The sequence below is a fragment of the Granulicella aggregans genome (genome assembly GCF_014203275.1).
GTDB lineage: Bacteria > Acidobacteriota > Terriglobia > Terriglobales > Acidobacteriaceae > Edaphobacter.
On sequence record NZ_JACHIP010000001.1, the window covers coordinates 1,172,422 to 1,197,394 of the forward strand.

16 protein-coding genes are annotated in these 24,973 nt (G+C 59.7%); 1 reads left to right on the forward strand and 15 read right to left on the reverse strand.

The features are described 5' to 3' along the window. The first annotated feature begins 62 nt into the window (after positions 1-62). Positions 63-1,919: a phosphoenolpyruvate carboxykinase (GTP) gene (locus HDF16_RS04925; RefSeq protein ID WP_184213981.1), complete on the forward strand. Its 1,857-nt coding sequence runs from the start codon at positions 63-65 to the stop codon at positions 1,917-1,919. Here HDF16_RS04925 and HDF16_RS04930 read toward each other — a convergent pair. The 15 genes from HDF16_RS04930 to HDF16_RS05000 all read right to left on the reverse strand — a co-directional run bounded on the left by HDF16_RS04930 (position 1,902) and on the right by HDF16_RS05000 (position 24,391). Further along, positions 1,902-5,036, reverse strand: coding sequence for an efflux RND transporter permease subunit (locus tag HDF16_RS04930; RefSeq protein WP_432432234.1), 3,135 nt, complete (start codon positions 5,034-5,036; stop codon positions 1,902-1,904). The two genes, HDF16_RS04925 and HDF16_RS04930, sit on opposite strands and share 18 nt — an antisense overlap. Further along, positions 5,036-6,310, reverse strand: a complete 1,275-nt coding sequence (locus tag HDF16_RS04935; RefSeq protein WP_246408654.1) for an efflux RND transporter periplasmic adaptor subunit — start codon at positions 6,308-6,310, stop codon at positions 5,036-5,038. The genes HDF16_RS04930 and HDF16_RS04935 overlap by 1 nt, the downstream gene beginning before the upstream one ends. Positions 6,311-6,350: 40 nt before the next feature. Continuing rightward, the gene (locus HDF16_RS04940) at positions 6,351-7,724 is read right to left on the reverse strand and encodes a TolC family protein (RefSeq protein WP_246408656.1); all 1,374 of its coding nucleotides are present in this window, start codon (positions 7,722-7,724) and stop codon (positions 6,351-6,353) included. Positions 7,725-7,730: 6 nt separating this feature from the next. Further along, positions 7,731-8,744, reverse strand: a complete 1,014-nt coding sequence (locus HDF16_RS04945; protein ID WP_246408658.1) for a YncE family protein — start codon at positions 8,742-8,744, stop codon at positions 7,731-7,733. 88 nt (positions 8,745-8,832) lie between these two features. Next, the gene (locus HDF16_RS04950; RefSeq protein WP_184213982.1) at positions 8,833-10,242 is read right to left on the reverse strand and encodes an ATP-binding protein; all 1,410 of its coding nucleotides are present in this window, start codon (positions 10,240-10,242) and stop codon (positions 8,833-8,835) included. Beyond that, positions 10,239-10,928, reverse strand: coding sequence for a response regulator transcription factor (locus tag HDF16_RS04955; protein ID WP_184213983.1), 690 nt, complete (start codon positions 10,926-10,928; stop codon positions 10,239-10,241). Before HDF16_RS04955 ends, HDF16_RS04950 begins: the two co-directional genes overlap by 4 nt. A gap of 44 nt (positions 10,929-10,972) precedes the next feature. Then, positions 10,973-12,376, reverse strand: a complete 1,404-nt coding sequence (locus tag HDF16_RS04960; protein ID WP_184213984.1) for an amidohydrolase family protein — start codon at positions 12,374-12,376, stop codon at positions 10,973-10,975. Between the two features lie 50 nt (positions 12,377-12,426). Continuing rightward, complete coding sequence (locus HDF16_RS04965) at positions 12,427-13,938, reverse strand: CoA-acylating methylmalonate-semialdehyde dehydrogenase (protein WP_184213985.1); 1,512 nt, start codon at positions 13,936-13,938, stop codon at positions 12,427-12,429. Beyond that, positions 13,904-15,322 (reverse strand): aminotransferase class III-fold pyridoxal phosphate-dependent enzyme, encoded by a 1,419-nt coding sequence (locus HDF16_RS04970; protein WP_184213986.1) that lies wholly within the window; start codon positions 15,320-15,322, stop codon positions 13,904-13,906. The genes HDF16_RS04965 and HDF16_RS04970 overlap by 35 nt, the downstream gene beginning before the upstream one ends. Further along, the gene (locus tag HDF16_RS04975; protein WP_184213987.1) at positions 15,319-16,170 is read right to left on the reverse strand and encodes a PucR family transcriptional regulator; all 852 of its coding nucleotides are present in this window, start codon (positions 16,168-16,170) and stop codon (positions 15,319-15,321) included. Before HDF16_RS04975 ends, HDF16_RS04970 begins: the two co-directional genes overlap by 4 nt. Then, positions 16,167-17,408 carry a Zn-dependent hydrolase gene (locus HDF16_RS04980; RefSeq protein ID WP_348641241.1) on the reverse strand — a complete coding sequence of 414 codons (1,242 nt, stop codon included), beginning with the start codon at positions 17,406-17,408 and terminating at the stop codon, positions 16,167-16,169. The genes HDF16_RS04975 and HDF16_RS04980 overlap by 4 nt, the downstream gene beginning before the upstream one ends. A gap of 24 nt (positions 17,409-17,432) precedes the next feature. Then, positions 17,433-18,818: an NAD-dependent dihydropyrimidine dehydrogenase subunit PreA gene (gene preA, locus HDF16_RS04985; RefSeq protein WP_184213989.1), complete on the reverse strand. Its 1,386-nt coding sequence runs from the start codon at positions 18,816-18,818 to the stop codon at positions 17,433-17,435. Between the two features lie 6 nt (positions 18,819-18,824). Then, on the reverse strand, positions 18,825-20,171 hold the full coding sequence (locus HDF16_RS04990; protein ID WP_221312483.1) for an NAD(P)-dependent oxidoreductase: 1,347 nt from the start codon (positions 20,169-20,171) through the stop codon (positions 18,825-18,827). A 122-nt stretch (positions 20,172-20,293) separates the two neighbouring features. Further along, positions 20,294-21,673 carry a DUF1501 domain-containing protein gene (locus HDF16_RS04995; RefSeq protein ID WP_184213991.1) on the reverse strand — a complete coding sequence of 460 codons (1,380 nt, stop codon included), beginning with the start codon at positions 21,671-21,673 and terminating at the stop codon, positions 20,294-20,296. 12 nt (positions 21,674-21,685) lie between these two features. Then, a complete protein-coding gene (locus HDF16_RS05000; protein WP_221312484.1) occupies positions 21,686-24,391 on the reverse strand; it encodes a PSD1 and planctomycete cytochrome C domain-containing protein in 2,706 nt (901 codons plus the stop codon). Positions 24,392-24,973 lie beyond the last annotated feature (582 nt).

Genomic DNA, 24,973 nt, shown 5'->3' on the forward strand with positions numbered 1-24,973 from the left:
GTGGGGCAACAACTGCGAACAGATCAGAGGCGCACCGGTGGCCACGGGGCGCGGAGGAACAGATGGTAACTCATACCGACAAGCAGGCAGTCTCAGTGCCGACCACCAATAAGCACCTGATCCGCTGGGTGGAGAAGATGGCCGATCTCTGCCAGCCTGCCCGCATCCACTGGATCGACGGCTCGGAGGCGGAGAACAAATGGCTCTGCGATGGGCTGGTGGAGGCAGGGACCTTCACCCGTCTGCCGGAGGAGAACTGGCCAGGATGTTTCTACGCTCGCTCAAGCCCGAACGACGTGGCACGTGTGGAAGACCGCACCTTCATCTGCTCCCTATCGAAAGACGCCGCCGGGCCGACGAACAACTGGGAAGACCCGTTCGTCATGCGCAAGAAGCTGAAGCAGCTCTTTCGCGGCTCGATGCGTGGTCGCACGATGTATGTGATGCCGTTCTCCATGGGCCCTATCGGCTCGCCCATGTCGCAGATCGGCGTGCAATTGACCGACTCTGCCTACGCCGTGGTGAACATGCGCATCATGGCGAGAATCGGAACCCCGGTATACGCCGAGATCGATCGCGACGAGAAGCGCGTCGTCCCCTGCCTGCACTCCATTGGATCACCGCTTGCCCCCGGCCAACAGGACGTACCCTGGCCGCAGAACGACACCAAGTACATCGTCCACTTTCCGGAGACCCGCGAGATCTGGTCTTACGGTTCGGGCTACGGCGGCAATGCGTTGCTGGGCAAGAAGTGCTTCGCGCTGCGCATCGCTTCGAACATCGCTCGGGATGAAGGCTGGATGGCGGAGCACATGCTCATCGTCGGCGTAGAAAGCCCAGCCGATGGCGAGGGCCGCACCGAGAAGACCTACGTCGCAGCCGCGTTTCCCTCCGCCTGCGGCAAGACCAACTTCGCCATGCTGATTCCGCCTGCCGGCTTTGAAGGCTGGAAGGTCTGGACGGTCGGTGACGACATCGCATGGATCAAGCCGGATGCAACCGGACAGTTGCGCGCAATCAACCCGGAGAGCGGCTTCTTCGGCGTCGCCCCTGGCACCAGCGACAAGACAAATCCCAATGCCATGGCGACGCTCCGCGCCAACACCATCTTCACCAACGTGGCCCTGGTTCTCAAAGATGGCCAACCAGATGGCATCTGGTGGGAGGGCATGACCGACGCTCCCCCAAGCGGGGAAGGCATCTCGATTCTCGACTGGCGCGGGAACGCATGGCAGGCAGGCAGCGCGACACCGGCAGCGCATCCAAACGGTCGCTTCACCGCCCCGGCATCGCAATGCCCGACCATCGATCCGTCGTGGGAGGATCCGAACGGCGTGTTGATCTCAGCCTTCATCTTCGGCGGACGCCGCCCCAGCACCATGCCCCTAGTCTTCCAGGCCTTCAACTGGAGCTCCGGCGTCTACATCGGCGCTACGATGGGCTCAGAGACGACAGCCGCCGCCGGAGGCAAGATCGGCACAGTCCGGCGCGACCCGATGGCGATGCTTCCCTTCTGCGGCTACCACATGGGCGACTACTTCCGTCACTGGCTGCGCATGCAGCGCAACCTGACCAGCACGCCGCGGGTCTTCCACGTGAACTGGTTTCGCAAAGATGAGGACGGCAAATTCCTCTGGCCCGGATACAGCGAGAACATGCGCGTCTTGAAGTGGGTCGTTGACCGGGTGCGCGGACGCGTGCGCGGCAAGGAAACCCCCATCGGCTGGACACCGAAGTTCAACGACATCAACTGGGCCGGTCTCGACTTCAGCTACGAGCAGTTCCAGGAACTCCAGACCGTCGACCGCGAAGCATGGAAGCGCGAGGTCATGGGCCACGAGGAGCTCTTCCTCATGCTCCACGATCACCTGCCTGCTGAGATGATCTACGAGCGCGAATTGCTAATTTGCAGGCTCTAACTCAGCCTGTTCCTGCCTGCGCTCGCTACGGAGGGTGATCTGGTAGTAGAGCGCAGGCGTGACAATCAGGCTAAGCAGCACCGACAGCACCAGCCCTCCGATAACCGCAATCGCCAGCGGCTGCAGCATCTGCGATCCAGCACCAAGCGCGAACGCCAGCGGCAGCATACCGCACATCGCGGCAGTGGCGGTCATGACAATGGGCCGCAGCCGTCGCTGCGCAGCATGCATCATGGCGTCGAGCGCATTCGCTCCCTCGGCACGCGCCCGTTCATCGGCATCGAGCAGAAGGATACCGTTCTTCGCCACGATGCCGATGACCATAATCAGTCCCATGAAGCTGGCCACGTTGAAGTCCGTACCCGTGATGAACAGTGCGAAGAGCACGCCGGCGATAGAAAGAATCGAGCTCGTAAGGATCGAGATCGGGGCGGCAAAGTTGCGGAACTCCCCCAGCAGCACGCCGAAGACCAACGCCAGCGCCAGCACAAGTACCTTAGCCAGATCGGCGAAGGACTTCTGCTGCTCTTGATAGGTTCCGCCATACTCGACATGCACGTTGGCTGGCAGATGAAGCCCGGCGACCGCTGCCTTTACCTTCACCATCGCCCCACCAAGGTCAGAGCCTTCAAGGCGTCCGCTCACAAGAACGACCTGTAGCAGATTCTCCCGACGAATCTCATTCTGCGGCGGCATCTCGACCACCTTCGCCATCGCTCCCAACGTGGCGATGTGGCCAGTGGCGGAGTTGAAGACCGTGTTCTGAATAGCATCGAGCGAACTGCGGTGGGCGTCGTCCATGCGAACGCGGATGGTGTATGGCCGGCCGTTCACGATCATCGGCTCCGTCGCCGGAAGGCCATCAAGCAGCGTCGTCGCGTCCTCAGCAATCTCTCGCGGCGTGAAGCCGAGGCGGCTCGCCACGGCGGGATCAACCTGGAAGTTCGTCGCTGGCCCGCTGAGCGTATTGTCGACGCCATTCTGCGTATCGACAATCCCAGGGATCGTAGAGATAGCAGCCTGCACCTTAGGGCCTAGCTCATGCAGCAGCGAGATGTCACTCGAGAACAGCTTGATCTGCACCGGCTCGGGTGAGTTCGAAAGATCGTTGATCATGTCCTCGAGCACCTGCACGAACTCAACATCGAGTTCCGGCTCCTGCTCCTTGATCTTGCCGCGCACATCCGCGATGATCTCTTCAATATCGCGCTTGCGGCTTGACTTAAGGCGAACCGAGATGTCGCCCGTATTAGCCTCGGTCACAGCAGCGAGGCCAAGCTGCAGTCCAGTCCGCCGCGTAGTTGTCGTCACCTCAGGCATATCGTGAAGGATCTTCTCCACCGAATCGAGGGCCTTGGTAGTTGTCGTCAGCGAACTGCCCGCAGGCATGATGTAGTCGATGATAAAAGCACCTTCATCCATGGCCGGGAGAAGGTTGCTGCCGAGTCCGCCGTAGATAAAATACCCGCCCACAAGCAGGAAGGCGGCGATAACGCCAATCGCCCAAGTGCGTTCGATCGTCCATTTGAGCGCGCGGCCATGAAGCGCGAGAATCCGCAGCATCACCGGCCCATGCTCTTCGTGGGCCTTCCCTGCTTCGGAGCCTGGCTTCGACTTGCGCAGCAGCGACAGAGACACAGCAGGCGTGAAGCTCAGTGCCAGCAGAAGCGACGTCAGCAGTGCCGCCGTCATGGTGACAGCGAGCGCCCGGAAGAAGCTGCCGGTCACGCCCGTAACACCGATCAAAGGAAGGAATACTACGACCGGCGTGATAGTCGAGCCGATCAGCGGAATCGTGATCTCCTGCAACGCGAGGCGCACCGCATCGGCGCGGCTCTGGCCCGAGTCGCGATGGACAACGATGTTCTCGACCACCACGATGGCATCGTCAATAACGAGTCCGATGGCGGCCGCAAGGCCGCCCAGCGTCATCAGGTTGAAGCTCTGCCCGATGATCCAGAGGAAGAGAATTGTGATCGCAACAGTCACTGGAATAACCAGGCCCGCGACCAAGGACGAGCTCCAATCACCGAGGAAGAGGAAGAGAACCACGCAGGCAAGCACCAGGCCAATGAGAATCGCGTCGCGAACGCTCGCGATACTTTCATGCACCAGCTCCGACTGATCGTAGAACGGCGTGATATGAACACCGGGAGGCAGGCTCGCGCTGAGCGTCTTGATCTCGTCGGCGACGGCAGTGGCCACGGCGACGGTGTTGCTGGTGGGCTGGCGCGTGATGTTCAGGAGAACAGCAGGCTGCCCCTGTGCGGCGACGCGCGTGTACACCGGAAGCGTCGCCGGGACGATCTTCGCCACATCAGCGATGTGGATGGGAACGTTGTTCGCCGTCGTCTTGACAACCAGATTGCCAAGGCTCTCCACATCATGCGCCTGCGAGCCAACAAGTCCGAGGATGAGTTGATGGTCGGCCTCATAAAGGCCGGGTGAATCGATGATGTTCGAGTTCTGCACCCCGTTCACCAGGTCAGCCATGGTGACGCCGGTGGTCTGCAGCTTTGCCGCATCAGGAACGATGTGGAACTCTGGCACCTGCCCACCCTGAACGACCACGGTGCTCACGCCGAGAACGCGGTTCAGCGGCGGCTTCAGCTCATAGGTAGCGATCTGCCACAAAGCTGTTTGCGAGATCGTGTCCTTGCCGCGATCGTCCGCGGTCAGCGCGTATCCAAGGATCGGAAATGTCGCAAACGTAAGCCGGTTCGTCGTTATTTTTACCGTCGACGGCAGCTCTGACTGAACCTTTGACAGCGCCGCGTCGGTCAACTGGAGCGTGCGGAACATGTCGACGTTCCAGTCGAAAAAGAGACTTACCTCTGCTGAACCACGGCTGGTCGTACTGCGCACAGTCACCAGGCCCGGAACGCTATTCACCGCGTCTTCGATCGGCTTGGTGATGGTGACTTGCATCTGCTCGACCGGCATCACCCCGTTATCGACGCCGATGACAACACGCGGAAAGTTGGTATCCGGAAAGACCGAGATCGGCACCTGAAACGCTGCGTAGATGCCCGACACCGTGAGCACTGCCAAGAGGAAGAAGATAGGCTTGGCGGCGCGTGTCAGCCAGAAGCTGCTCCCGCTCTTCGTCTCTGCAATCACTGCTTGTCTCCGTCTTCAACTCCCGGAGCGGGCTTCTCTCCGGCCGCTCCGACCTTCACCTTGGTCCCCTCATCCAGCCCGTATCCTCCGCTGAGGATGACGGTGTCGCCAACTGTAAGGCCACTTGTGATCTGGACGCTCTCCGGTGTCTGCACACCAACAGTGACACTCTTCTTATGCAGCGTGCCATCGGCGTTGACGACAAGAACCGCCTTGCCTCCCGTCTCGCTCGAGCGCTGAAGCGCATCGACCGGCAGCGTGATGGCATCAGGGATAGACTTGCCTTCAATCGTCACATGTACCGCAGTCCCAGCCCTCAGAGAGCCGCCCGCATTCTCGACCTTGACCCATACCTCTACGGTGGTACTGCCCGCGTCCAGCGCCGGACTGATGAGTGAGACCTTCCCCTCCACCGGCTTGTCCAGCCCGGGGACAGAGACCTCCGCTGCCGCACCCAAAGCAAGCTGTTGCGCCTGTCTCTGCGCGATATGAAGCTTCGCGAGGAGTACCGATGTATCCATGACCGTGACCACAGGAGTGCCGGCTGCGGCAGTCTCTCCCGCAAAGAGAGGGCGGTCGGTAACGACGCCGGAGATAGGTGTGCGGATGCTTGTGTAGCCTAGCTGCGCCTCGGCACCGAGGTACTTACCCTTCGCAGAGGTCAACTGTCCCTCGGCGGACTTGAGGGACGCTGTCGTCCCAACACTCTTGGTCGTCTCGTATTTTTGCTTCGCTATTTCATAGTTCGCCTGGGCCTGAAACCCTGCGGCTTTAGCAGTGTCCACATCTCTACCGGGAATCGCGCCCTGCTTGAATAGCTGGGTGCGCGCGGCCAGGACATTCTGCGCCAAATCGAACGCTGACTTCGCCTGCTCAAGATCAAGTCGCGCCTGCGTCTCCTGCTGCGGAACCTGCTGCGCGGTGGCAATCGTGTAGGCGCCTTCGGCACTGTTCAGCGCGCCCTTGTTGTCGAGTGCAGCCGCCGACAGATCGCCATTCTCGAGCGTCGCCAGCAGTTGCCCGGCCTTCACGCGGCCGCCCCGTTGCACGTAAAACTGCTTGACCGGCGCAGTAATCTTCGCTTGAATCGCCGCTTGCGCAATGGGTGCCAGTGTCGCATCGCCTTCGATCTCTTCCGTGATCGCGCCGATGACAGGATGGACGACTTGCACCGGGACAACCTGCTTGTCCGCATCATCCGCGGCAGACTTCTTGCAGCCCTCAAAGAGCGACATGCAGAGAACAGGCATCAGAAGCGCGACTGCCGCCAAGGGTTTTCGAAGCCGAAGATTATGTAGAGGAGTCATCAATTTAGATCGTTCCCGTAAGAAGTTGCAGGTTGGCAAGGGCAAGCCTGTAGCGGACGTTGCCGTCCACCAGTCCAAGTTCGGCGGTGGTCAACGAGTTCTGTGCGTCGACAACCTCAAAGACCGTCGCCTCGCTCGAGCTGTACCGCAGCCGCGTCAGGCGCAGACTCTCGCGTGCAGTATCCACGCTCAGCGTCAGCGAGGCCAGTTGGCGATCGGCAAGCTCCGCCTCGTTGTAGAACTCTTCAAGCTGTGCGATGAGATTGCGTTGCGTCGCGGTCAGGGCAACCTTCAATGAGTCGCGCTGAATCTGTGCCTGGCGCACCTTATGCTGCGTCGAGAACCAGTCCCATACAGGGATGTCGACGGTCACCGAGGCGGAGTAGCCAAGATTGCGCACGCCAGTGGGGCCGTTTACGGCGAACTGCTCCGCATCGATACCATAGGTGTAGTTCAGCGCAAGGTCGGGGAGATAGGCAGCGCGCGCGGCACGGACATCAAGATTGGCCGCCTTGAGCGATGCGAAGGCACTCCGCATCTCCGGGTTGCTTGCCTGGGCTGCAGCCTCGATCTCCGATTGCAGAGGCAGAGGCTTCTCCTCGGGGAGACTGACCGTGTAGGGAGAACGCGGATCTTCGAAGAGCAACACGCCCAGGTCAAGCTTGCTCTTGTCCATGGCAAGCTGCGCGTCGGCAAGATCACGCTTCCGCTGCTGCTCGGTAAGCTCGGCCTTGAGTACGTCGGCGTGAGCAGCCTCTCTCTGCGCTTCGCGTTGACTTGTCAGCGTCACAAAGCTCACCGCCTCGTCGGCTGCGCGCTGCTCTACCTCTACCCTCTCCTGGGCTGTAGCCGTGCCGTAGAAGAGCGTGGCGACAGTAGCCGTAAGTCCACGTCGCGCGATCTCCAACTCCGCGTTGGCGACCGCTGCAGCTGCTGAAGCGCGAGAGAGATTGGTCGCCTGCGCGAGGCCGAATGTCTCGTTGACCACACCCTGGCTCGCGTACTCGCGCACCGCGTTGTTCGCGATGAACTTCGGCGCTGCCTGCGACCCGGTCGACCCGGCCTGGTTCTTTCCTCCGTTGGGCTGGGTGTAGAGATAGGCATTGTGATAGGTCACGGTCGGAAGCAGAGCGGCACGCGCAATCGAACGATCGAGCGAAGCCGACTCGCTCGCAGCCCGGGCAGCCGCGAAGGCGGGCTGATTCGCTCGGGCGCGGGAAAGAGCCTCGTCAAGCGTCACTGCCGACGCAGAGGTTTGCGTAGCCACAGGCTGCGGCGGTGCCTGCTGTCCATCCACTGAACCTGCGACCGAGAAGACAATGCAGCCGTAGATCATAAGCCGGCGAACTCCGGCCCCTTCTTCTCTTACTCTGGCCATGATCTCTTATCGCCCCAAGACGAGCACGGTGAAAGTCCCTGGAATCTGCGCCGGACGCGCTTTCGGATTCGCCGGATCGGGCGCGGCAAACTTCGACGTCACAAGATAGATCTTATCGGCCACTGCATTGTAAGACATGGTGCGGGCTCCCTTCTCCGTCTTCACAGTCTGTGCCACTGGATAGCCCAGCTTGCCTGCATCGACCACGGTCAACGTGCCCTCGCCGTTTGATGAGAACGCGAGTTTCCGCTTCGCATCATACCCCGCCGCATCCGGCCCATCGCCGACGATCGCCGAGGCGAGCGACTTCCCTGTCCTGGCATCGGTAACTGCCATCCTGTTGCCATCGCAGACCGAGAACAAGCGCTCGCCTTCAACATCGAACGCCAGACCCGACGGCGACTCGCACTTCGTCAGGGGCCAGGTCGCGGTCGCCTTCAAGGTCTTCGCGTCCAACCGGACAATCGAGTTCTTGTCTTCGATGTTCACGAAGACAGTGCCCTTGCCGTCGGCCTGCGGAAACTCCGGCTTGCCCGGAAGTGTAATCGTAGCCTTGGGTGCCATCTTCGCAAGGTCGATGACCGTAACATTTTTGCTGCTGCCGTTGAACGCCCAAAGTGTGTTCGTCGTCGGCTCATACGTAGCTCCGTCCGGGTTGGTCCCCGTTGGGATCGTCGCTACGGACGCAAAACTTGCCAGGTCGAAAGCCACAACGCGATTCGCTCCTCCGTCGGTTACAAATCCGACCTTGCTGCCCGGCGGGATGACAACTCCATGGCAGCGGGTCAGCCCCGTGACCGCGCCAACGACCTTCCCAGTGTCGGTATCGACCACATCGACTTTGGTGCTATGCGCGATATAGAGACGATGGGAACCAGAGTCAGCGACGATATAGTCCCACCCGCCCTCGCCACCGACAACCCAACGGTGCTCAATATGAAAAGGAGACTGCGCCGATGCGACCGAGACGACGGCGAAGAGCGCCGAGAGGGCAATTTGGGCGAACATGCGAACCGACATGCAGATTTCTCCAGGTGGGACAAGATCCCGATGCTCTCAATATCGCAATTCGAGCTTAAATCAAGCTGAAGACTTGCTGCACCGAGGATTACGCTCCGCTTCCAACGAGCCGGGGAAGCGAGAACTCGACGCAGGTACCCTCATCAACCCGGCTTTCGATGGTGATCTCGCCCCTGCCGCTCTCCACAATCGCCTTGGCGATTGCAAGCCCTAGTCCCGTACCGCCAGTTCTCCGGCTGCGGGAACGGTCGGCGCGGTAGAAACGCTCAAAGACATGCGGGAGTGCTTCGGGCGGGATCCCTTCGCCCTCGTCTTCGATCCGCACATGCGCACGCCCATCGAGGAGGCTTAGAGAAACTTTAACCTCCTCGCCTGGTGCGCTGTGCTGGATCGCATTCTGCAGCAGGTTGGAGCAAAGAATCCGAAGCTGCTCCCTCTCCCCGGCAACCCAGGCCGCCGAATCCGCGGACACGATCACACCAACCTCGGAGAGTTCAGCAGCGGTCCTCAAAAGCTCGACCACCTCAAGAACTACATCTCTAAGGTCGACCTCCATCGACGGGACTTCGTGTTCCGTGTTGGCCTCCAGACCCGCAAGAAAGAGCATGCTCGCAACCAGCTGTTCCATCCGCTCGCAATCGACCTCGGCCCGCTCGATTCCGGCAAGGTACTCGGAGGCACTGCGTTCGCGCAGGGTCATCACCTGCAGCGACGATTTGATCACCGCGACAGAAGTCTTCAGCTCATGGGCAGCATCGCCTACAAACTGTCGCTGCTGTTCGAACGACCGCTCAAGGCCGCCGAGTGCTGTGCGCAGCGCAACCACGAGCGGGCTTAGTTCTTCCACTTCGAGTACATGCTCCGGGGGCTCAAACCTCCACGCGTCCACAGAGACCTTGCTCGCCTGCAAAGCGAGTTCGCGCAAAGGCCGCAGACCTCGCCGCATAAGCCGAAGCATCAGGTATCCGCTGATTGCCAGCAGCGCAACCCCCAGCACGGAATAGAACAGCATGGCGTTCCCAATGCGCTCCCAGACCGGATGTGTTCTGAGCCCATAAAGGATCACAACATGGCGAGGAATGCCGCCGCCCTTGTCACCAGGGTCGACCATGCGCAGCCCGGAGACGCGGATGAGGCGGAACTCCCTGTCGTCTACATGGATGGAACGAAACTCCCGGCCGTCGGCGAAGGCCGCCTCGGAGTCGGTCCAGTTCTCAGAGTGGCCCAGGATCTTTCCGAACTCGTCCCGCACGGAATAGATATCGCGTCCCGGAACCATGGTCTGGGTTCCATCGAGCATCACGTTGTCCTGCGCATCCTCAGCGTCCTGCACCGCGCCCAGCATCGAGTCCGCCCGCCCGCGCAGCATCACGTCAAACGCGCGAAACTGCGAGATGGTGTCGTACACACCCGCACCAGCGATCAGCACAACCGTCGTGGCAACCTGGACCAGCAATACGACTGCGATCAACCGGCGGGTAAGAGAAAACGTCTTCACCCAACTACCTCGCGACCTACCTGCAAACGGTAGCCTCGCCCACGCAGCGTTTCGATGCTCGAAGTTTCGGCGCCAGAGTCGAGCTTGCGTCGCAAGTTCGAGACATGCGCTTCGATGACGTTCGAATGATGTTCCCAGTTGTAGTCGTAGATATGTTCGAGGAGTTCTCGCTTCGACACGACCACACGAGGCCGGTGCATCAAATATTCGAGAATCTTGTACTCAATCGGCGATAGCGTGACAAACCTCCCTGCGCGTGCGACGGTCTGCTCGCTGGTGTTCATCTCGATGTCTCCCAGGTGCAGGGTGGTGGCAGCAACTCCCTTTCCTCGACGGATCAAGGCCTTCGCTCGGGCGATCAATTCTCCCAGATCGAACGGCTTGGTCAGGTAGTCGTCAGCACCAGCATTCAACAGCTCCACAATCGACTCGCGCTCGGAACGAGCGGTCAGCACCAGCACAGCCGTCGTATCTCCGCCAGCCCTCAGTCTGCGCAGAACAGCGGGTCCGTCCAGGATTGGGAGATTGAGATCGAGAACGACCAGGTCGTAACAGCGATTACCGGCAAGGTCGATGGCGGTTGCCCCGTCCTCCGCATGGTCTACAGCGAATCCGGGACCGTCCCGCAAGGCCGCGGCAACATTCTCCGCAAGCCGGACTTCATCCTCAACCAGCAGCACACGCATCGCGATAGTTCACCACAATCAGCTTAATCCAAGCTGAAGCTGCTTCAGTGGCAATCCGTCAGCGGTGAGAGCGTCGCTCCCCAGCGAGCCAGAGCCGCGGTTAACTCCGACACCGTAGCCGGCCACGTTCCGGCCGAGGCAAACCCGATTCCCTTCGGCTCTCCGCAGACCTTCACTATGGATGTGGCGGCGGCTCCACGTGCCTGTTGCATCAATTTCGCATCCCCATAAACGGCAACACCATCGACCATCACCATCGCAACGTCCGCTGAGGAAGAATGAACCAGCTGCGTGTACGCATCTCCACCGCCAGCGGTCGCCTCTAGAACGAGGAGGTCAGCCCGCATGCCAACAGCGAGCGTGCCCGTCTGATCGGCGATACCCCCAAGCTCCGCAGCGTTAAGAGTCGCCATCTCAAAGAGGTCTCGATCAGTGAACGGCGCGGGCGCTTGCGTCGCATTCCAGACAGCGGCATACTTCAGCTCCTGCAACATGCCGTCCGAGCCGGTCGGGCTCCAGTCCGGCGCGATCGCCATCTTTACTCCAGCCTCCTTCGCGCCCGCGACATCCGCAGTGCTGCCGTAGAGCTCGAAATTGCTGTGCGGCGACCAGATCAGGCCAACGCCAGTCTTCGCCATCACCGCAAAGTTCTCCCTCGATAAGGCGACGCCGTGGATGATGCTCACACCCGGAAGCAGAAGTCCCCGACCCTGCAGCATCGCAAACTCACGCCTGGCACTGGCATTGTCCGAAGCCCCTTCGGCGATGTGGAACATGGCAGCGTTGATCGTGTGGTCGCGAAGCCCATCCATCAGCGCCGCGGTATGGGCCGGATCAATCGCCAGCGGAAAGACCTCATACCGCAGTTTTTCCGAGGCTCCCTCGCTATAAAGACGCGATGCCACACCAAGCTCGCGCACAAGACCGCCCAGGCAGTTTGACTGCAGAGTCGTTGGACCGGTCGACTGACCGGATAATGTCAGATCGGCGGGATAAAGGCCAGCCTGAGAGGTCGCGCCACCCGCTATTGCCTTCACCTCGGCGTACCTCTCGGCTGCACATCCATGGCCCTCCCCGACGAACTTTTCGTGGGGAACATTCAGTGCCATCTGATACTCCGGCAGCTGCTGCCAGTCGTACCGCGCTCCGGATTTTACTCCGGAACTCCATCGCGACAGGACGTTCCACGTCACATGATTGTGCAGATCAATAAGGCCTGGATAGAGAATGCCGCCGGTCTCGATCACCTTGGTGCCTGCAGGCAGGACAGGATCAGTGCCAATGGCTGCGATCTTCTCGCCTTCAATCAATACAGTTGCATGATCGACCGGACCGGACGGCGTAACCACGGTTCCACGAAGGGCAATGCGAGCCTGCTGCGCCCCCGCGATGCAGAGACAAGCGGAGAGACAAAAACCGGCAGCAGCGAGACGCACACTAAGACGCAATGGAAACTCCTATCGTAACGCCCAGCTCCACTGATTTCGAGGGCTGGACTCTAGCGAACCTGCGGAAACCCAAGATCAACCTTGCTGGTACCAGGGTCAGGCCAGCGACTCGTCACCACTTTGCCGCGCGTGTAGAACTGAATACCCTCCGGACCATACATATGCAGGTCTCCGAAGAGCGAAGACTTCCATCCTCCGAAGCTGTACGAAGAGACCGGCACCGGGATGGGCACGTTGATGCCGACCATGCCCACCTCAACATCGAACTGAAATTGCCGCGCCGCGCCGCCGTTCTGCGTAAAGATCGCGGTACCGTTACCGAATTCGTTTTCGTTGATGATCTTCAACCCTTCGGCATAGGTCTCCACGCGCACGACGCTCAGGACAGGCCCAAAGATCTCTTCGTTATAGCAGCGCGTTCCTGGCGCAACATTATCGATCAGCGAAGCTCCGAGGAAGAACCCGTCACCCTTCGACGCAGACTCTTCCCGCCCATCGACAGCCACTGTAGCGCCGTCGGCGATGGCGAAGTCAAGAAATCCCGCAACCCTGTCACGCTGCTCGCGTGTCACCAGCGGCCCCATCTCGCTCCCTTGTTCGAGCCCCGGCCCTACCTTGATCTTCGGGATGCGATTGCGAATCGCTGCAACAAGAGGATCAGCGACGCCACCAACAGCAACAATCACCGAGATCGCCATGCATCGCTGTCCCGCAGCACCATACGCAGCAGAGACAGCAGCATCAGCCGCAGCTTCTACATCGGCATCAGGAAGAACCAGCATGTGGTTCTTCGCCCCACCCAGGGCCTGCACCCGCTTCCCATTGCGAGTACCCGTCTCGTAGATGTAACGCGCAATCGGAGTGGAGCCAACAAAGCTGATCGCACGCACGTCGGGATGCGCAAGCAACCGATCCACAGCCACACGATCGCCCATCAGCACATTCAGCACGCCATCGGGAACTCCCGCCTGCTGCGCCAGTTCCGCAAGGAATAGGCTCGCAGAAGGCACCTTCTCAGATGGCTTCAGGATAAAGGCATTCCCACACGCTATCGCGTTGGCAAGCATCCACAACGGCACCATCACCGGGAAGTTGAAGGGAGTGATCCCAGCTACAACGCCAAGCGGCTGCCGAAGCTGGTAGACATCCACCCCCGTGCTCGCCTGCTCGGAGTAGCTGCCCTTCAGCAGGTTCGATATGCCGCATGCGAACTCGACATTTTCAAGACCTCGCGCAATCTCTCCGCGAGCATCGGCCAGCGTCTTGCCGTTCTCCGTAGCCACAATCCCCGCCAACCGTTCGCGGTTCGCGTCGATCAGCCCGCGCAGCTTGAACATGATCTCCGCACGCCGGGAGAGCGGTGTCGCCCGCCACGCCGGAAACGCCGCCTTCGCGACCGCGACTGCATGATCCACATCGTCGACAGAGGCGAAGTTAACCTCGGCGATCTGCTGCCCCGTAGCTGGGTTCCAGACCGGACCGGTTCGGCCCGAGACGCTTTCGCTGGAGACGCCACCAATGCGGTGATTAATGAGAAGCGCTTGTGAGACGGACTGGGGCATGGACTTCCTCCGGATGGTTGCGGCTGTGCTGGAGCGCTTCGTCGACAAGGGCAAGTCCCCGCTCGATGATGTCGAGGCCCTCAGCAAGTTGCTGCTGCGTGATCACCAGCGGTGGGCACACCCACAGCATATTGAATCGAGTGAATGCGTAAAGATGCTGCGACTTCAGATACATCGCCAGCTTCGCCATCTCCGCACTCGTGCCGTTGAAGGGAGCGAGCGGCTCCTTGCTCGCCTTATCTTTCACCAACTCAATCACACTGAAGAGCCCAATGGAACGAACATCCCCAACACAGTCGAACTTGTCCTTGATCGCATTCAGGCGATCGGCGAGATAGACGCCTTGAGTATCAACATTCTCAAAGATCTGCTCTTCCTCATAGACGGCAAGGTTCGCGTTGGCCGCGGCACAAGAGACCGGATGACCGCTATACGTAAGTCCGCCATAGAGCATGTGCGTCTCGAAGTATTGTGCAATCGGATCCGAAACGATGACAGTCCCCAGAGGCATATATCCACTGGTTAGCCCCTTTGCCGCGGTAACGATGTCCGGCTTGATGCCGTAGTGCTGCGTCGCAAGATACTTGCCCGTGCGCCCGAATCCGCTCATCACCTCGTCATCGATAAGAAGGATGCCGTACTTATCGCAGAGAGCGCGCAGCTTCGGATAGTAATCATCCGGGGGAACAAGAATACCGTTCGATCCCGTGATGCCTTCAACCAGAATGGCGGCGATCTCGTTCGGCCCTTCCATCTGAATGATCTCTTCGATGTGGGAGACGCACTCGCGATGGCAGGTCTCTACCTTCTGGCCAAAGGGGCAGCGGTAGCAATAAGGATCGAAGGCTCGCACCACCCCGGGAATGCCCGGCTCGACCGGCCAGCGGCGCGGATCGCCCGACGCCGTCATCGATCCCATCGTCGCGCCGTGATAGGACCGATAGCGAGTGATGATCTTGTTGCGGCCAGTAAAGAGTCGCGCAATCTTCATCGCATTCTCGTTGGCCTCAGAACCACCCAGCGTAAAGAACGCCTTTGCAAGCCCCGTGACCTCGGCCAGCTTCTTGCCCAAAACTCCACGCGGCTCGGTCGCAAATCCTGGCCCTGCAAAGCAAAGCTCATCTACCTGCTTCTTGATGGCCTCGAGCACCTTGGGATGCTGGTGGCCAACATTCATGTTGATGAGCTGCGCGCTGAAGTCCAGCCAGCGATTGTCGTCGCCATCCCAGAAGTAAACGCCTTCCGCACGCTTCATCAGCATGGGGTTGGCAGCGCCCTGGACCGACCACGAAAACAAAGTGTAGTCGCGATTTTCCTGAACGATCTCCTGCGACGTACGTTCGGCTGCTTGGGCTGCTTCTATCTCTACTAACTGCGTGCTCATGGGCGACGCTCCTTCTCTGTACGGGATGTTGGTCTTTCAGTGGCCGTCAACTGTGGATGGCTCGAACGCAGCAGAGCGAACGCAACGAGAAAACCGAGCTTGCGCGAGGGATCGTCAAGCGATCCGAGCAGGCCCGTAAGCTGATCAAGCCGGTAGTACACGCTCTGTCGGCGAACGCCCAGGTTGCGCGATGCAGCAGCGATGTTGAACTGCGCGTCCAGCAGAGCCTCCAGCGTGATGAGCAGCGTCGTGCGCGGGCGCGGTGGAAGCGACAGCAACGGACCAAGCTCGCGTTGCAGAAACTGCCGGTCGCGGCCTGTCTCGATCAATGAATTGAGGATCGTATCAAGCGTCGTCTCAAGCCCATGGCTCGGCGTGGGTCGAAGAATCTCCTGATGCGCCGCCCGCGTAAGCTCACGAAAACTTACCTCGGTTCGGAACACCACGATAGGAAAGTTAAGCTCTCGAGCGGTCTCAAGGAGCTCCGACGGAACCTCCGTTATCCATTGCACGAGTTCGAGACCCAAGGCACGGATACCCGCCTTCGATAGGCCTCGAATGTAGCCTCTCCTCGTCGCTGAACTCACGCGCATCAACTCAAGCCCTGTGCTCAGCAACAACTCGCCACCAGAAAGAAAACGCCAGATGTCCATAATCTCCGAGACATGGACCCAGGTCACTGGTTGATCGATCTGAGCTCCTCCGCAGATCAACTCAGCGCTGCGAAACGCTGGAAGGTTCAACAGGGTCTCTAGCGACGGCAGCGCGGTTCCCTGCCGGAAGGTCCCGCGCGTGTTTGAATCGATCGCTACAGGTTGCCGCTCTAAAGATGCGCGGTTCGCGTTCATTGGCTCTCCATCCATGCAAGCGTCTTAACCGCCAGCCGGTCGAACGCGGCGATCGCGTTCACAAGATCTTCCTTACGCGTGTCCTCGATCTTGTTATGGCTGATGCCGCGCAGCGACTGCACGAACATCATCACGGTCGGAATCCCGACACGCGCCACCTCAGCCGCATCATGAAGCGGCCCGGAAGGAAGCCGGTACGAAGTCGCGGTCGTCTCGCGGATTGCTTCGTCACAAAGTTCAATGAGGTCAGAATGAAACGGCACCGGCTCGATGCTCCAGATGCGCGACCACTTTACCGTGCAGCGCTCCTCTGCGGCGAATCGCTCACTGGCCTCCTGCGCCTCGCGCAGCATCGTGGCCAGTACGTCAGCATCAAGATCCCGCTGGTCCAGCGCCACCTCGCATCGCCCCACAACAGCAGTCACGATTCCGGGAAAGGTCTTCACGCTGCCCATCGTGCAGACAGCATCAGGATGCCTGCCCGCAATCGCACGCAGTTCCAGCGCCAGCTTCGCGGCAGGAGCAAGCGCATCGCGACGGTCGCCCATAGGCGTCGATCCGGAGTGCGCCTCCTGTCCTTCGAAGGTGATCGCATATCGCTCCACGCCCTTCGTTCCAAGAACAACTCCCAGAGGAAGACCAAGGCGCTCCAGCACCGGCCCCTGCTCGATGTGAAGCTCAAGATACGCGGCGATATCTTCTCGCTCAATCGCAGCATCGCCAATGCGTTCGATGTCGATGCCGTTCGCACGAAGCGCTTCTTCAAGAGTGATGCCATCACGATCAGTGCGCGCTCGATCAGCCGCGATACTGTGTGTCCCCGCGAACGCCGAAGACCCAAAGAGACTACGTCCAAAACGAGCGCCCTCTTCATCAGCCCAATCCACCAGCTTCACCGTAAATGGCGGCTTGCCGTTGTAGGTCTCCGCAATGCTGCGCAGGATGCCAAGGCCCGCGATCACTCCCAGGCATCCATCAAGCCACCCGCCGTTTGGCACCGAATCGAGATGGCTGCCGATGACCAGCGAACGCTTCGACGCGCCCTCCATCGTGACCCACACATTGCCTGCAGCATCGATGTGTCGTCGTACGGGAAGGTCCGCCAGCTTTGCCCCGAACCAATCCCGTGCTTTCCGCCACGTCGGAGTAAACGCGACGCGTTGAGCGCCATGTTCATCCGCTGTCAGCGCGCGGAGTTCTTCGAGTTCGGCGATCACTTGCATCGGGTCTGCGGGCACGGAACTCCTCATTAGCGGATCAGTCTAGTGGATATGAATGCCGTGCGTCTCGCGATACTTCGCCATCGCATCCCAGTCTTCGGTCACAGCGGGCTCGTTGCGCGATATCTCGTCCCATGTGGTCGATTTGCGTTCCGGCGCCACTTCGACCATCTCGATACAGTTGTCTACCGGGCACACGTTATAGCAGAGCCTACATCCGACGCAATCAGCCTCGCGCACCACGGGATGCGCACGCGTTCCCACAGCCTCGAGTTTGCCATTCGAACGAACGTCGTAGGAGTAAGGCTGCACTACTTCACCGGCTGGTGATACAAGGTCGATGCACTGATGCGTCGTGTCGTTACAGGCGACGTAGCAGAGGTTGCATTTAATGCACGCCTCCTGGTCGATCCGCGCGACGGCCTTGAAGGCAAGGTCGAAGTGCTTGAACTCAGAGACGCGGTTCAGGCTCTTGCCGACGACATCATCGATCGTCGCATAGCCCTTTTCATCCATCCAATTCGAAAGTCCGTTGCAGAGATCTTCGATGATGCGGAAGCCGTAGTGCATCACAGCGGTGCACACCTGCAGACTCGTCGCACCCAGCAGCAAGAACTCCGCCGCATCCTGCCATGTCGAGATGCCGCCCATGCCCGAGATCGGCAGGCCGGAGTTCACTACCTTCTCATCCGCGCAGAGCGACGCGAGCATGTTCAACGCGATGGGTTTCACCGCAGGACCCGCGTAACCGCCGTGACCTCCCTTGCCACCGATACTCGGCGTAATCGCGAGTGTATCTAGGTCCACTCCCACGATGGAGTTGATCGTGTTGATCAACGAAAGCGCGTTCGCACCAGCGTTGATCGCCGAATGTGCCGGCACAACAACGTTCGTAATATTCGGAGTCAGCTTCACGATCACCGGAATGGTCGCCGCACTCATCGCCCATCCGGTGATCTGCTCGCAATACTCCGGTACCTGTCCGACAGCCGAGCCCATACCGCGCTCACTCATGCCATGCGGACATCCAAAGTTCAGCTCGATGCCATCCGCCCCCGTGTCCTGGATCTGCATGACGATCTTCTTCCACGCCTCGGCCTTCGGCTCGACCATCGCCGAGATGACGACCGCACGATCAGGCCACGCTCGCTTCACTTCAGCAATCTCACGGAGGTTCACATCAAGCGGCCGGTCAGAGATCAGTTCGATGTTGTTGATCGCGAGCATCCGCTGCCCGCCATAATGCCACGCACCATAGCGATTCGAGATGTTCAGCACGGGCGCGCCGATCGTCTTCCACACTGCGCCTCCCCAGCCCGCCTCGAAGGCCCGATGGACCTGCGCGCCGGAGTTCGATGGCGGCGCGGAGGCCAGCCAGAAAGGGTTCGGCGACTTGATGCCTGCAAAGTTGATGCTCAGATCGGCCATGATTCGTTATGCTCCTGCCACTACGGTTTCGATCTGCGCCAGTCGCGCATGTAATGCCTGCGCGGCCATCTTGCCATCCTGCACGGCCATCACGGTGGAGGCATCGCCTCGGCTGCGGATGCAATCTCCAATCGCGAAGACACCAGAGATACTCGTCTCGAAGTCATCATCGACGGCAATGTATCCGTTCACCGTCTTCAGTCCCAGCGCCGTTGCAATGGAAGGCTTCTGTTGGCCGATCGCTTTCACAATCTGATCGGCTTCGATCACAAACTCGCTGGCCGGAACCGGCGTGGATGTAGCCCGCCCGGAGGCATCCGTAGCGCCAAGCTGCATCGCAACACAACGAAGGCCCACGACGTCACTCGCTTCAAGAACCGTCTCCACAGGCTGAGCGAGGAAGCGGAACTCGATCCCTTCCTTTAAAGCAAACTCCACCTCATGCGGATAGGCGGTCATCTCCTTCTCGCTGCGGCGGTAGACGATGGTGACCCGTTCCGCGCCCAACCGTTTTGCAATCGTCGCGCAGTCGATCGCGGTATTTCCCGCGCCAACGACAGCAACATGCTTCCCGATGACCAACTCCACCTCAGAGACCTTGCTGCCCTCTACATACACAAGCCCGTCGAGGACATGTTCTTCGCCCGGAATGCCGAGCTGCGGCGAACGTCCAAGCCCGACGCTCAGCACCACGATGTCGAACTCTTTTTGTAACTCCGTCAGTGACAAATCGCCACCAAGCTCCCGGCCCGTAACAATCTTGACCCCAAGCTGCTCGATCATCGCTACCTCGGCCAGCGCGACTTCGACGGGTTCGCGCAGCGAGATGATCCCATAGGTCGAAAGACCGCCCGCCAACTCGCGCTTCTCGAAGACGGTGACCGTGTGTCCCCTTCGCGCAAGCTCGCCCGCACACGAAAGTCCCGCCGGGCCTGCGCCGATCACCGCAACCTTACGCCCTGTCGCAGCGCCAGCCGTAACCACCTGCACGCCACGGTCATACACGTAGTCCATCGCATAGCGTTGCAGCCGCCCAATCGCTATCGGACTGCTTGAAGGCCCAAGCACACAGGAGCCTTCGCAGAGCTCCTGCACCGGGCAGACTCTTGCACAAGTAGCGCCAAGCAAATTCGACTCGAGGATGGTCTGTGCGGAGCCGAGAAGATTCGCGGTAGCGATCTTTTTGATGAAGCCAGGGATGTCGATGTGAGTCGGGCATGCGTGGGTGCAAGGAGCGTCGTAGCAGTAAAGGCAACGATGGGCCTCGCGAACCGCCGCCGCGCTGGTTAACGGCGCATGCGTCTCTTCAAGACCGGGTGTAGAGCCGGGACAGCCTGGAGCGACTGGATCCAAAACTTCCTCCGAAGTGCCTTGCCGCATGGGGTGAAGTCTGCATACTACGGAAAGTCACCGCCGCAAACAACAGTCACTCTGTAAAGAGTAGAAGATTTCCCGACGGCGAAATCAACTTGCCATCAAGCGATAATCTCGTTAACAACTCGCCCCGATACATCGGTGAGCCGATAGTCGCGCCCTGCGTAGCGATACGTGAGCTTCTTGTGGTCGATGCCAAGCTGGTGCAGCATTGTCGCATGCAGATCATGGACGTGGACCTGGTCTTTCACGATCTGGTAGCCGTACTCGTCCGACTCACCATAGGTGATGCCGCCCTTGATACCGCCGCCTGCCATCCACGAACTGTACACATCGGAGTGATGCGTCCGCCCCTTGGCCTTGGGATTCGTATCACCAGGACGCCGCCCAAACTCCGTGCTCCACACCACCAGAGTCTCCTCGAACATGCCCCGGGACTTCAAGTCCTTGAGCAATGCGGCGATGGGCTGATCGACATTCTTCGCCAGAGGCACGTGAGTCTGCATATCGGCGTGCGCGTCCCAATTGATGAGCTGGTTCGATCCGATGTCGATGAGCTCGATAAACCGAACGCCCCGTTCAGCAAGCCGACGCGCCATAAGGCACTGCCACGCAAAGCCCTTGGTGCTGCCACGCTCAAGGCCGTACAGAGCAAGCGTCGCGTCAGTCTCCTTCGTAAGATCGAACGCCTCTGGAGCCTGCGTTTGCATACCATGGGCGGTCTCGAAGCTCTTGATGCGTGCCGCGAGCATAGAGTCGCCACCACGCGCCGCCTCATGCTTCTGGTTGAAGAAGTTGATCAGACCAAGCTCTTTGTCCTGTACATCCGCAAGATCAGCTCGCAGCATATTCGGAATCGGCTCGCCATCGGAGCCGACGTGAACACCCTGGTGGCAGGCCGGAAGGAAGTTCGCGTCCCACGGCATGGTGCCGCCATAAGGCATCTCCGGAGCCAGCACCATGAAGGATGGAAGATTCTGATTCACAGTCCCCAGGCCGTAGCTTACCCACGATCCCATGCTCGGCCGCGACTGCACGACTGAACCGCCGTGCAGTCCCATGTTCGCCTGTACATGGTTGGGGAAGTCATTCTTCATCGAACGGATGACGCAGATGTCGTCCATCATCGCGCCCACATGTGGGAAGAGTGAACTCGCCTGCGTATCGCACTTCGCATAACGCTTGAACTCCCAGCGTGGCGCAGAGAGAAAGTCTCCCTTGTAAGACTTGCCACTATCGGCGATCAGCTTTGGCTTAGGGTCGAAGGTGTCGACGTGCGAAGCCCCGCCGCTCATGCAAAGAAAGATCACACGCTTCGCCTTCGCCGCAAACATCGGCTCTTTAGCCGCCAGCGGATTTGTCGCCTCAGACGAAGGCGACTGCGCCAGCAACTCATGCAGCATGCCGGGCAGAAGCAGCGACGCACTCGCAAGCGAGTTGATGAAGTGTCGGCGGTTCATAGGATTGCGCTTGATCGTCATCGTGCCCTTCTCTCAGTCGACAAACATGAACTCGTTGCTCGCATAGAGCGCCTGAATCAGATTACCCAGCGCCTGCGTGTGCGTCTTTTTCTGGTCCTGCTCGCCAGCACTGAGCGCCGCATAGATAGCACTTGTCTGCTGTACGAACTTCAAAGCGGCTTCGCTCTCCTGAGGATCAGGTGGCCGTCCATAGATCTTGAGGAACGCTGCCCGCACCTCATCCTTGTCCGACTTGCCCGGCTGATCGAGTTGCTTCGCCAATGCCGCCGCGCAATCCTTCGGAAACGATGCATTCATGAAGTAGAGCGCCTGCAGCGGCGTAACGCTGGTCTCTCGCGTAGCCACACTCGCGGAAGGGTTCGCTCCATCGAAGAGCCCAAGATAAGGATGGCGCCGGCTACGCTGCGCCATCACATACAGCGTCCGATGGTTCGTCTCATACACAGCATGGAACGGCGCATGCCCGGAGTAGTTCCACTCCGCCTCCGGAGGGAACGGCTGCGGCCCGGCAGGAGAAGTATCCAGCTTGCCCGAGGTCGCAAGCATCGCATCGCGAATCTCCTCCGCGTCCATGCGCGTGCGCGAGTGCCGCCAGAGCATCGCGTTCTCGGCATCCACCTTTTCGGCTTCAGGAGAGTCATCGCTCGATAACTGATACGTGTGCGAAAGCAGGATCATGCGGTGCACCGCCTTGATCGACCAGCCCTGCGCCACAAACTGCGTAGCCATGTAGTCAAGCAGCTTCTGATCGCTCGGAGCCGCGCCCCGGCTGCCAAAGTCGTTCGGCGTCGCAACGATCCCGCGGCCAAAGTGCCCCTGCCAGATGCGGTTCACCATCACGCGGGCCGTCACAGGATTCTGCGAAGACGCAATCCAGTTCGCCATCTCCAGCCTTCCGCTACCCTTCGTGTCAACAGGCAGATCGGCACCTCCGAGCGCCTGCAGGAAGTGACGCGGCACCTCTTCACCAAGATCCTTCTTGCTGCCGTAGTGCTGGACACGCTCATTGTGCGGCTTGTCCTCGGAGACAGCATAGGCAGTCTCGAAGTGCGGTGCGTTCTGGAACAAAGCCATCCGCCGAGCCTGCAGCATGGGAAGAATGTCATCGAAGTAAGGAAGCTGAATCACGGCGTGAATCGAATCGGCGATCGGCTTGAGTTGCTCTTCGAAGTCCTTGTACTCCTGGCTATCAACGACCTTCGGATCGCGATAGATCAGCCCGCGTTGATAGCGAATCTCTTCAGTACCGGTGGTTGCGAAGTGAGTGCTCGCAAGCACACCATAGATTCCGTAGTAGTCCGCAGTGGGAATCGGATCGAACTTGTGGTCATGGCAGCGGGCGCAGGCTACCGTCGTCGCGAGGAATGCGTGGCCAATGTTGTCGACAGCATCGCTGACGGGATCTTCGGTGATGTTCGTATTCGCGAGATATCCCGTGGCGATAACATTCTGCCAGTGCTCCGCCTCGCTGGCCGCTGGCAGCAGGTCGCCCGCGATCTGCTCCTTGATAAAGCGGTCGTAAGGCTTGTCCTGCTGAAACGACTGCACCACGTAGTCGCGATACTTGTAGATGTCCGGCACAGGGAAGTCCGCACTATTGCTCGAAGTATCGGAGTACCGCACCACATCTAGCCAGATGCGTCCCCAACGCTCGCCGTAGGCCTTCGACGCAAGCAGACGCTCCACCAGCTTCGGATAGGCATCGCGCGACTTGTCAGCAAGGAACGCATCGACCTCCTGCGGAGTCGGAGGAAGGCCTGTGAGATCGAAGGTCACGCGGCGCAACAGCGTCCGCTTGTCCGCATCGCGCACCGGCTTAAGCTTGTTCGCCTCAAGATTCGCAAGCACGAAGCGATCGACATCGTTATAGGCCCACTTACCCGAGACAGCAGGAACAGCTGGCATCACGGGAATCTTGTACGACCAGAACTCGCGGTCCTTCGCCGTAACCTGCATGCCTACAGGCTTCGAAGCTCCTGTAGGCCAAAACGCCCCGCCCTTGATCCACTCTTCAAGCACTGCAATCTCTGCTGGCTCCATCTGCCTGCGCGGAGGCATCTGTAACGATGCGTCCTGATAATGGATCGCCTTCACCAGCAGGCTCGCATCCGGATCGCTCAGGTCGAGCACCGCGCCATCCTTGCCACCCTTCATCATCGCGTCACGCGAGTCCAACCGAAGGCCGCCGGACTGCGACTGCGTATGGCAGCTATAGCACTTGCTCGCCAGCAGCGGCCTCACCTTGGTCTCGAAGAACTCTGCCTGTGCGGAAGACACCTCAGGCGATACCTTCGGCGCGCCGTCCGCGACCGGCATCAACGCATCTGCCTTGATCCACTTTGCGATGACGGCAACATCATCGCTGGAAAGCGGCCCCTTCGGCGGCATCTTGAGATCTTCGTTCTTGTACGAGATTGCCTTAAAGATCAGGCTTGCCTCGGCGTTACCCGGAACAATCGCCAGGCCGGAGGAACCGCCCTTCAGCAAGGCGTCGCGCGAGTCCAGTCGCAGCCCGCCGCGCATCTTGTCGGTGTGGCAGCTATAGCAATTCTTTTCAAGGATCGGCCGGACGTCCCGAGTAAATACATCCGCTTGGGCAGCCGCGCTTGCGCTGAACCCTGCGAGGTATCCAATAGCGAGGATCGCTGAGACGCAGGCAGCCCTCAACGATGTGCTATCGCGAAGATTCATCGGGCTTGAAGAGCGGTATCCCTGCATCTGTGGATACACCTCGTAGGGAAGATGGGTGCTTCGCTCACCCGCCTGAGAATGCAGGAGTGAACAGTACGCAAATGCAGTTGTGCTTTGAGCAAGAGGCTTAGCACGGGCATGGGGCCGGCCTCTCAATGGCCTGCAAAAGAAGTTCGCAAGCGGGCATCGGCGGTGATGAACCAGTCCAATCATGAGCCCTCGAAGGCATCATGTTGGCGGATGATTCTGCTCGCGACGATACCGTAACGATAACCCTCACAAGGGCAGCGAAACAAGAGACATCGTGTCAAAAACATCAAGCTACGAAAACACGCGTAAACCGCCTCTACGCCAGCGCGCAACGCGACCGGCATGATCGCGCGATCTGCCGATATCTACAGGACATTACGTCACTTAGCTAGAGTCAGCCAGCCATGCGCATACCACATGCCCAAGACGGCGATCATTGCAGTCGCGTAAAATCTTGACACAGACCAAGATCATCGCTACGCTCCAGACTTCAACAGGCACAAATCAGAACCTGAATGAAGTTTCCGCTCAACGCGGCAGGAGATAGCTCATCATCCCTCGCCCGCCATCGGCAGGCTT

Excerpts from the sequence above, each read along its gene's own strand:
- HDF16_RS04995 (WP_184213991.1), bottom strand. The coding sequence starts at position 21,673 with ATGACGATCAAGCGCAATCCTATGAACCGCCGACACTTCATCAACTCG.
- preA (WP_184213989.1), bottom strand. The coding sequence starts at position 18,818 with ATGGCCGATCTGAGCATCAACTTTGCAGGCATCAAGTCGCCGAACCCT.
- HDF16_RS04940 (WP_246408656.1), bottom strand. The coding sequence starts at position 7,724 with ATGGCCAGAGTAAGAGAAGAAGGGGCCGGAGTTCGCCGGCTTATGATC.
- HDF16_RS04925 (WP_184213981.1), top strand. The coding sequence starts at position 63 with ATGGTAACTCATACCGACAAGCAGGCAGTCTCAGTGCCGACCACCAAT.
- HDF16_RS05000 (WP_221312484.1), bottom strand. The coding sequence starts at position 24,391 with ATGCAGGGATACCGCTCTTCAAGCCCGATGAATCTTCGCGATAGCACA.
- HDF16_RS04945 (WP_246408658.1), bottom strand. The coding sequence starts at position 8,744 with ATGTCGGTTCGCATGTTCGCCCAAATTGCCCTCTCGGCGCTCTTCGCC.
- HDF16_RS04955 (WP_184213983.1), bottom strand. The coding sequence starts at position 10,928 with ATGCGTGTGCTGCTGGTTGAGGATGAAGTCCGGCTTGCGGAGAATGTT.
- HDF16_RS04965 (WP_184213985.1), bottom strand. The coding sequence starts at position 13,938 with ATGCCCCAGTCCGTCTCACAAGCGCTTCTCATTAATCACCGCATTGGT.
- HDF16_RS04975 (WP_184213987.1), bottom strand. The coding sequence starts at position 16,170 with ATGAACGCGAACCGCGCATCTTTAGAGCGGCAACCTGTAGCGATCGAT.
- HDF16_RS04970 (WP_184213986.1), bottom strand. The coding sequence starts at position 15,322 with ATGAGCACGCAGTTAGTAGAGATAGAAGCAGCCCAAGCAGCCGAACGT.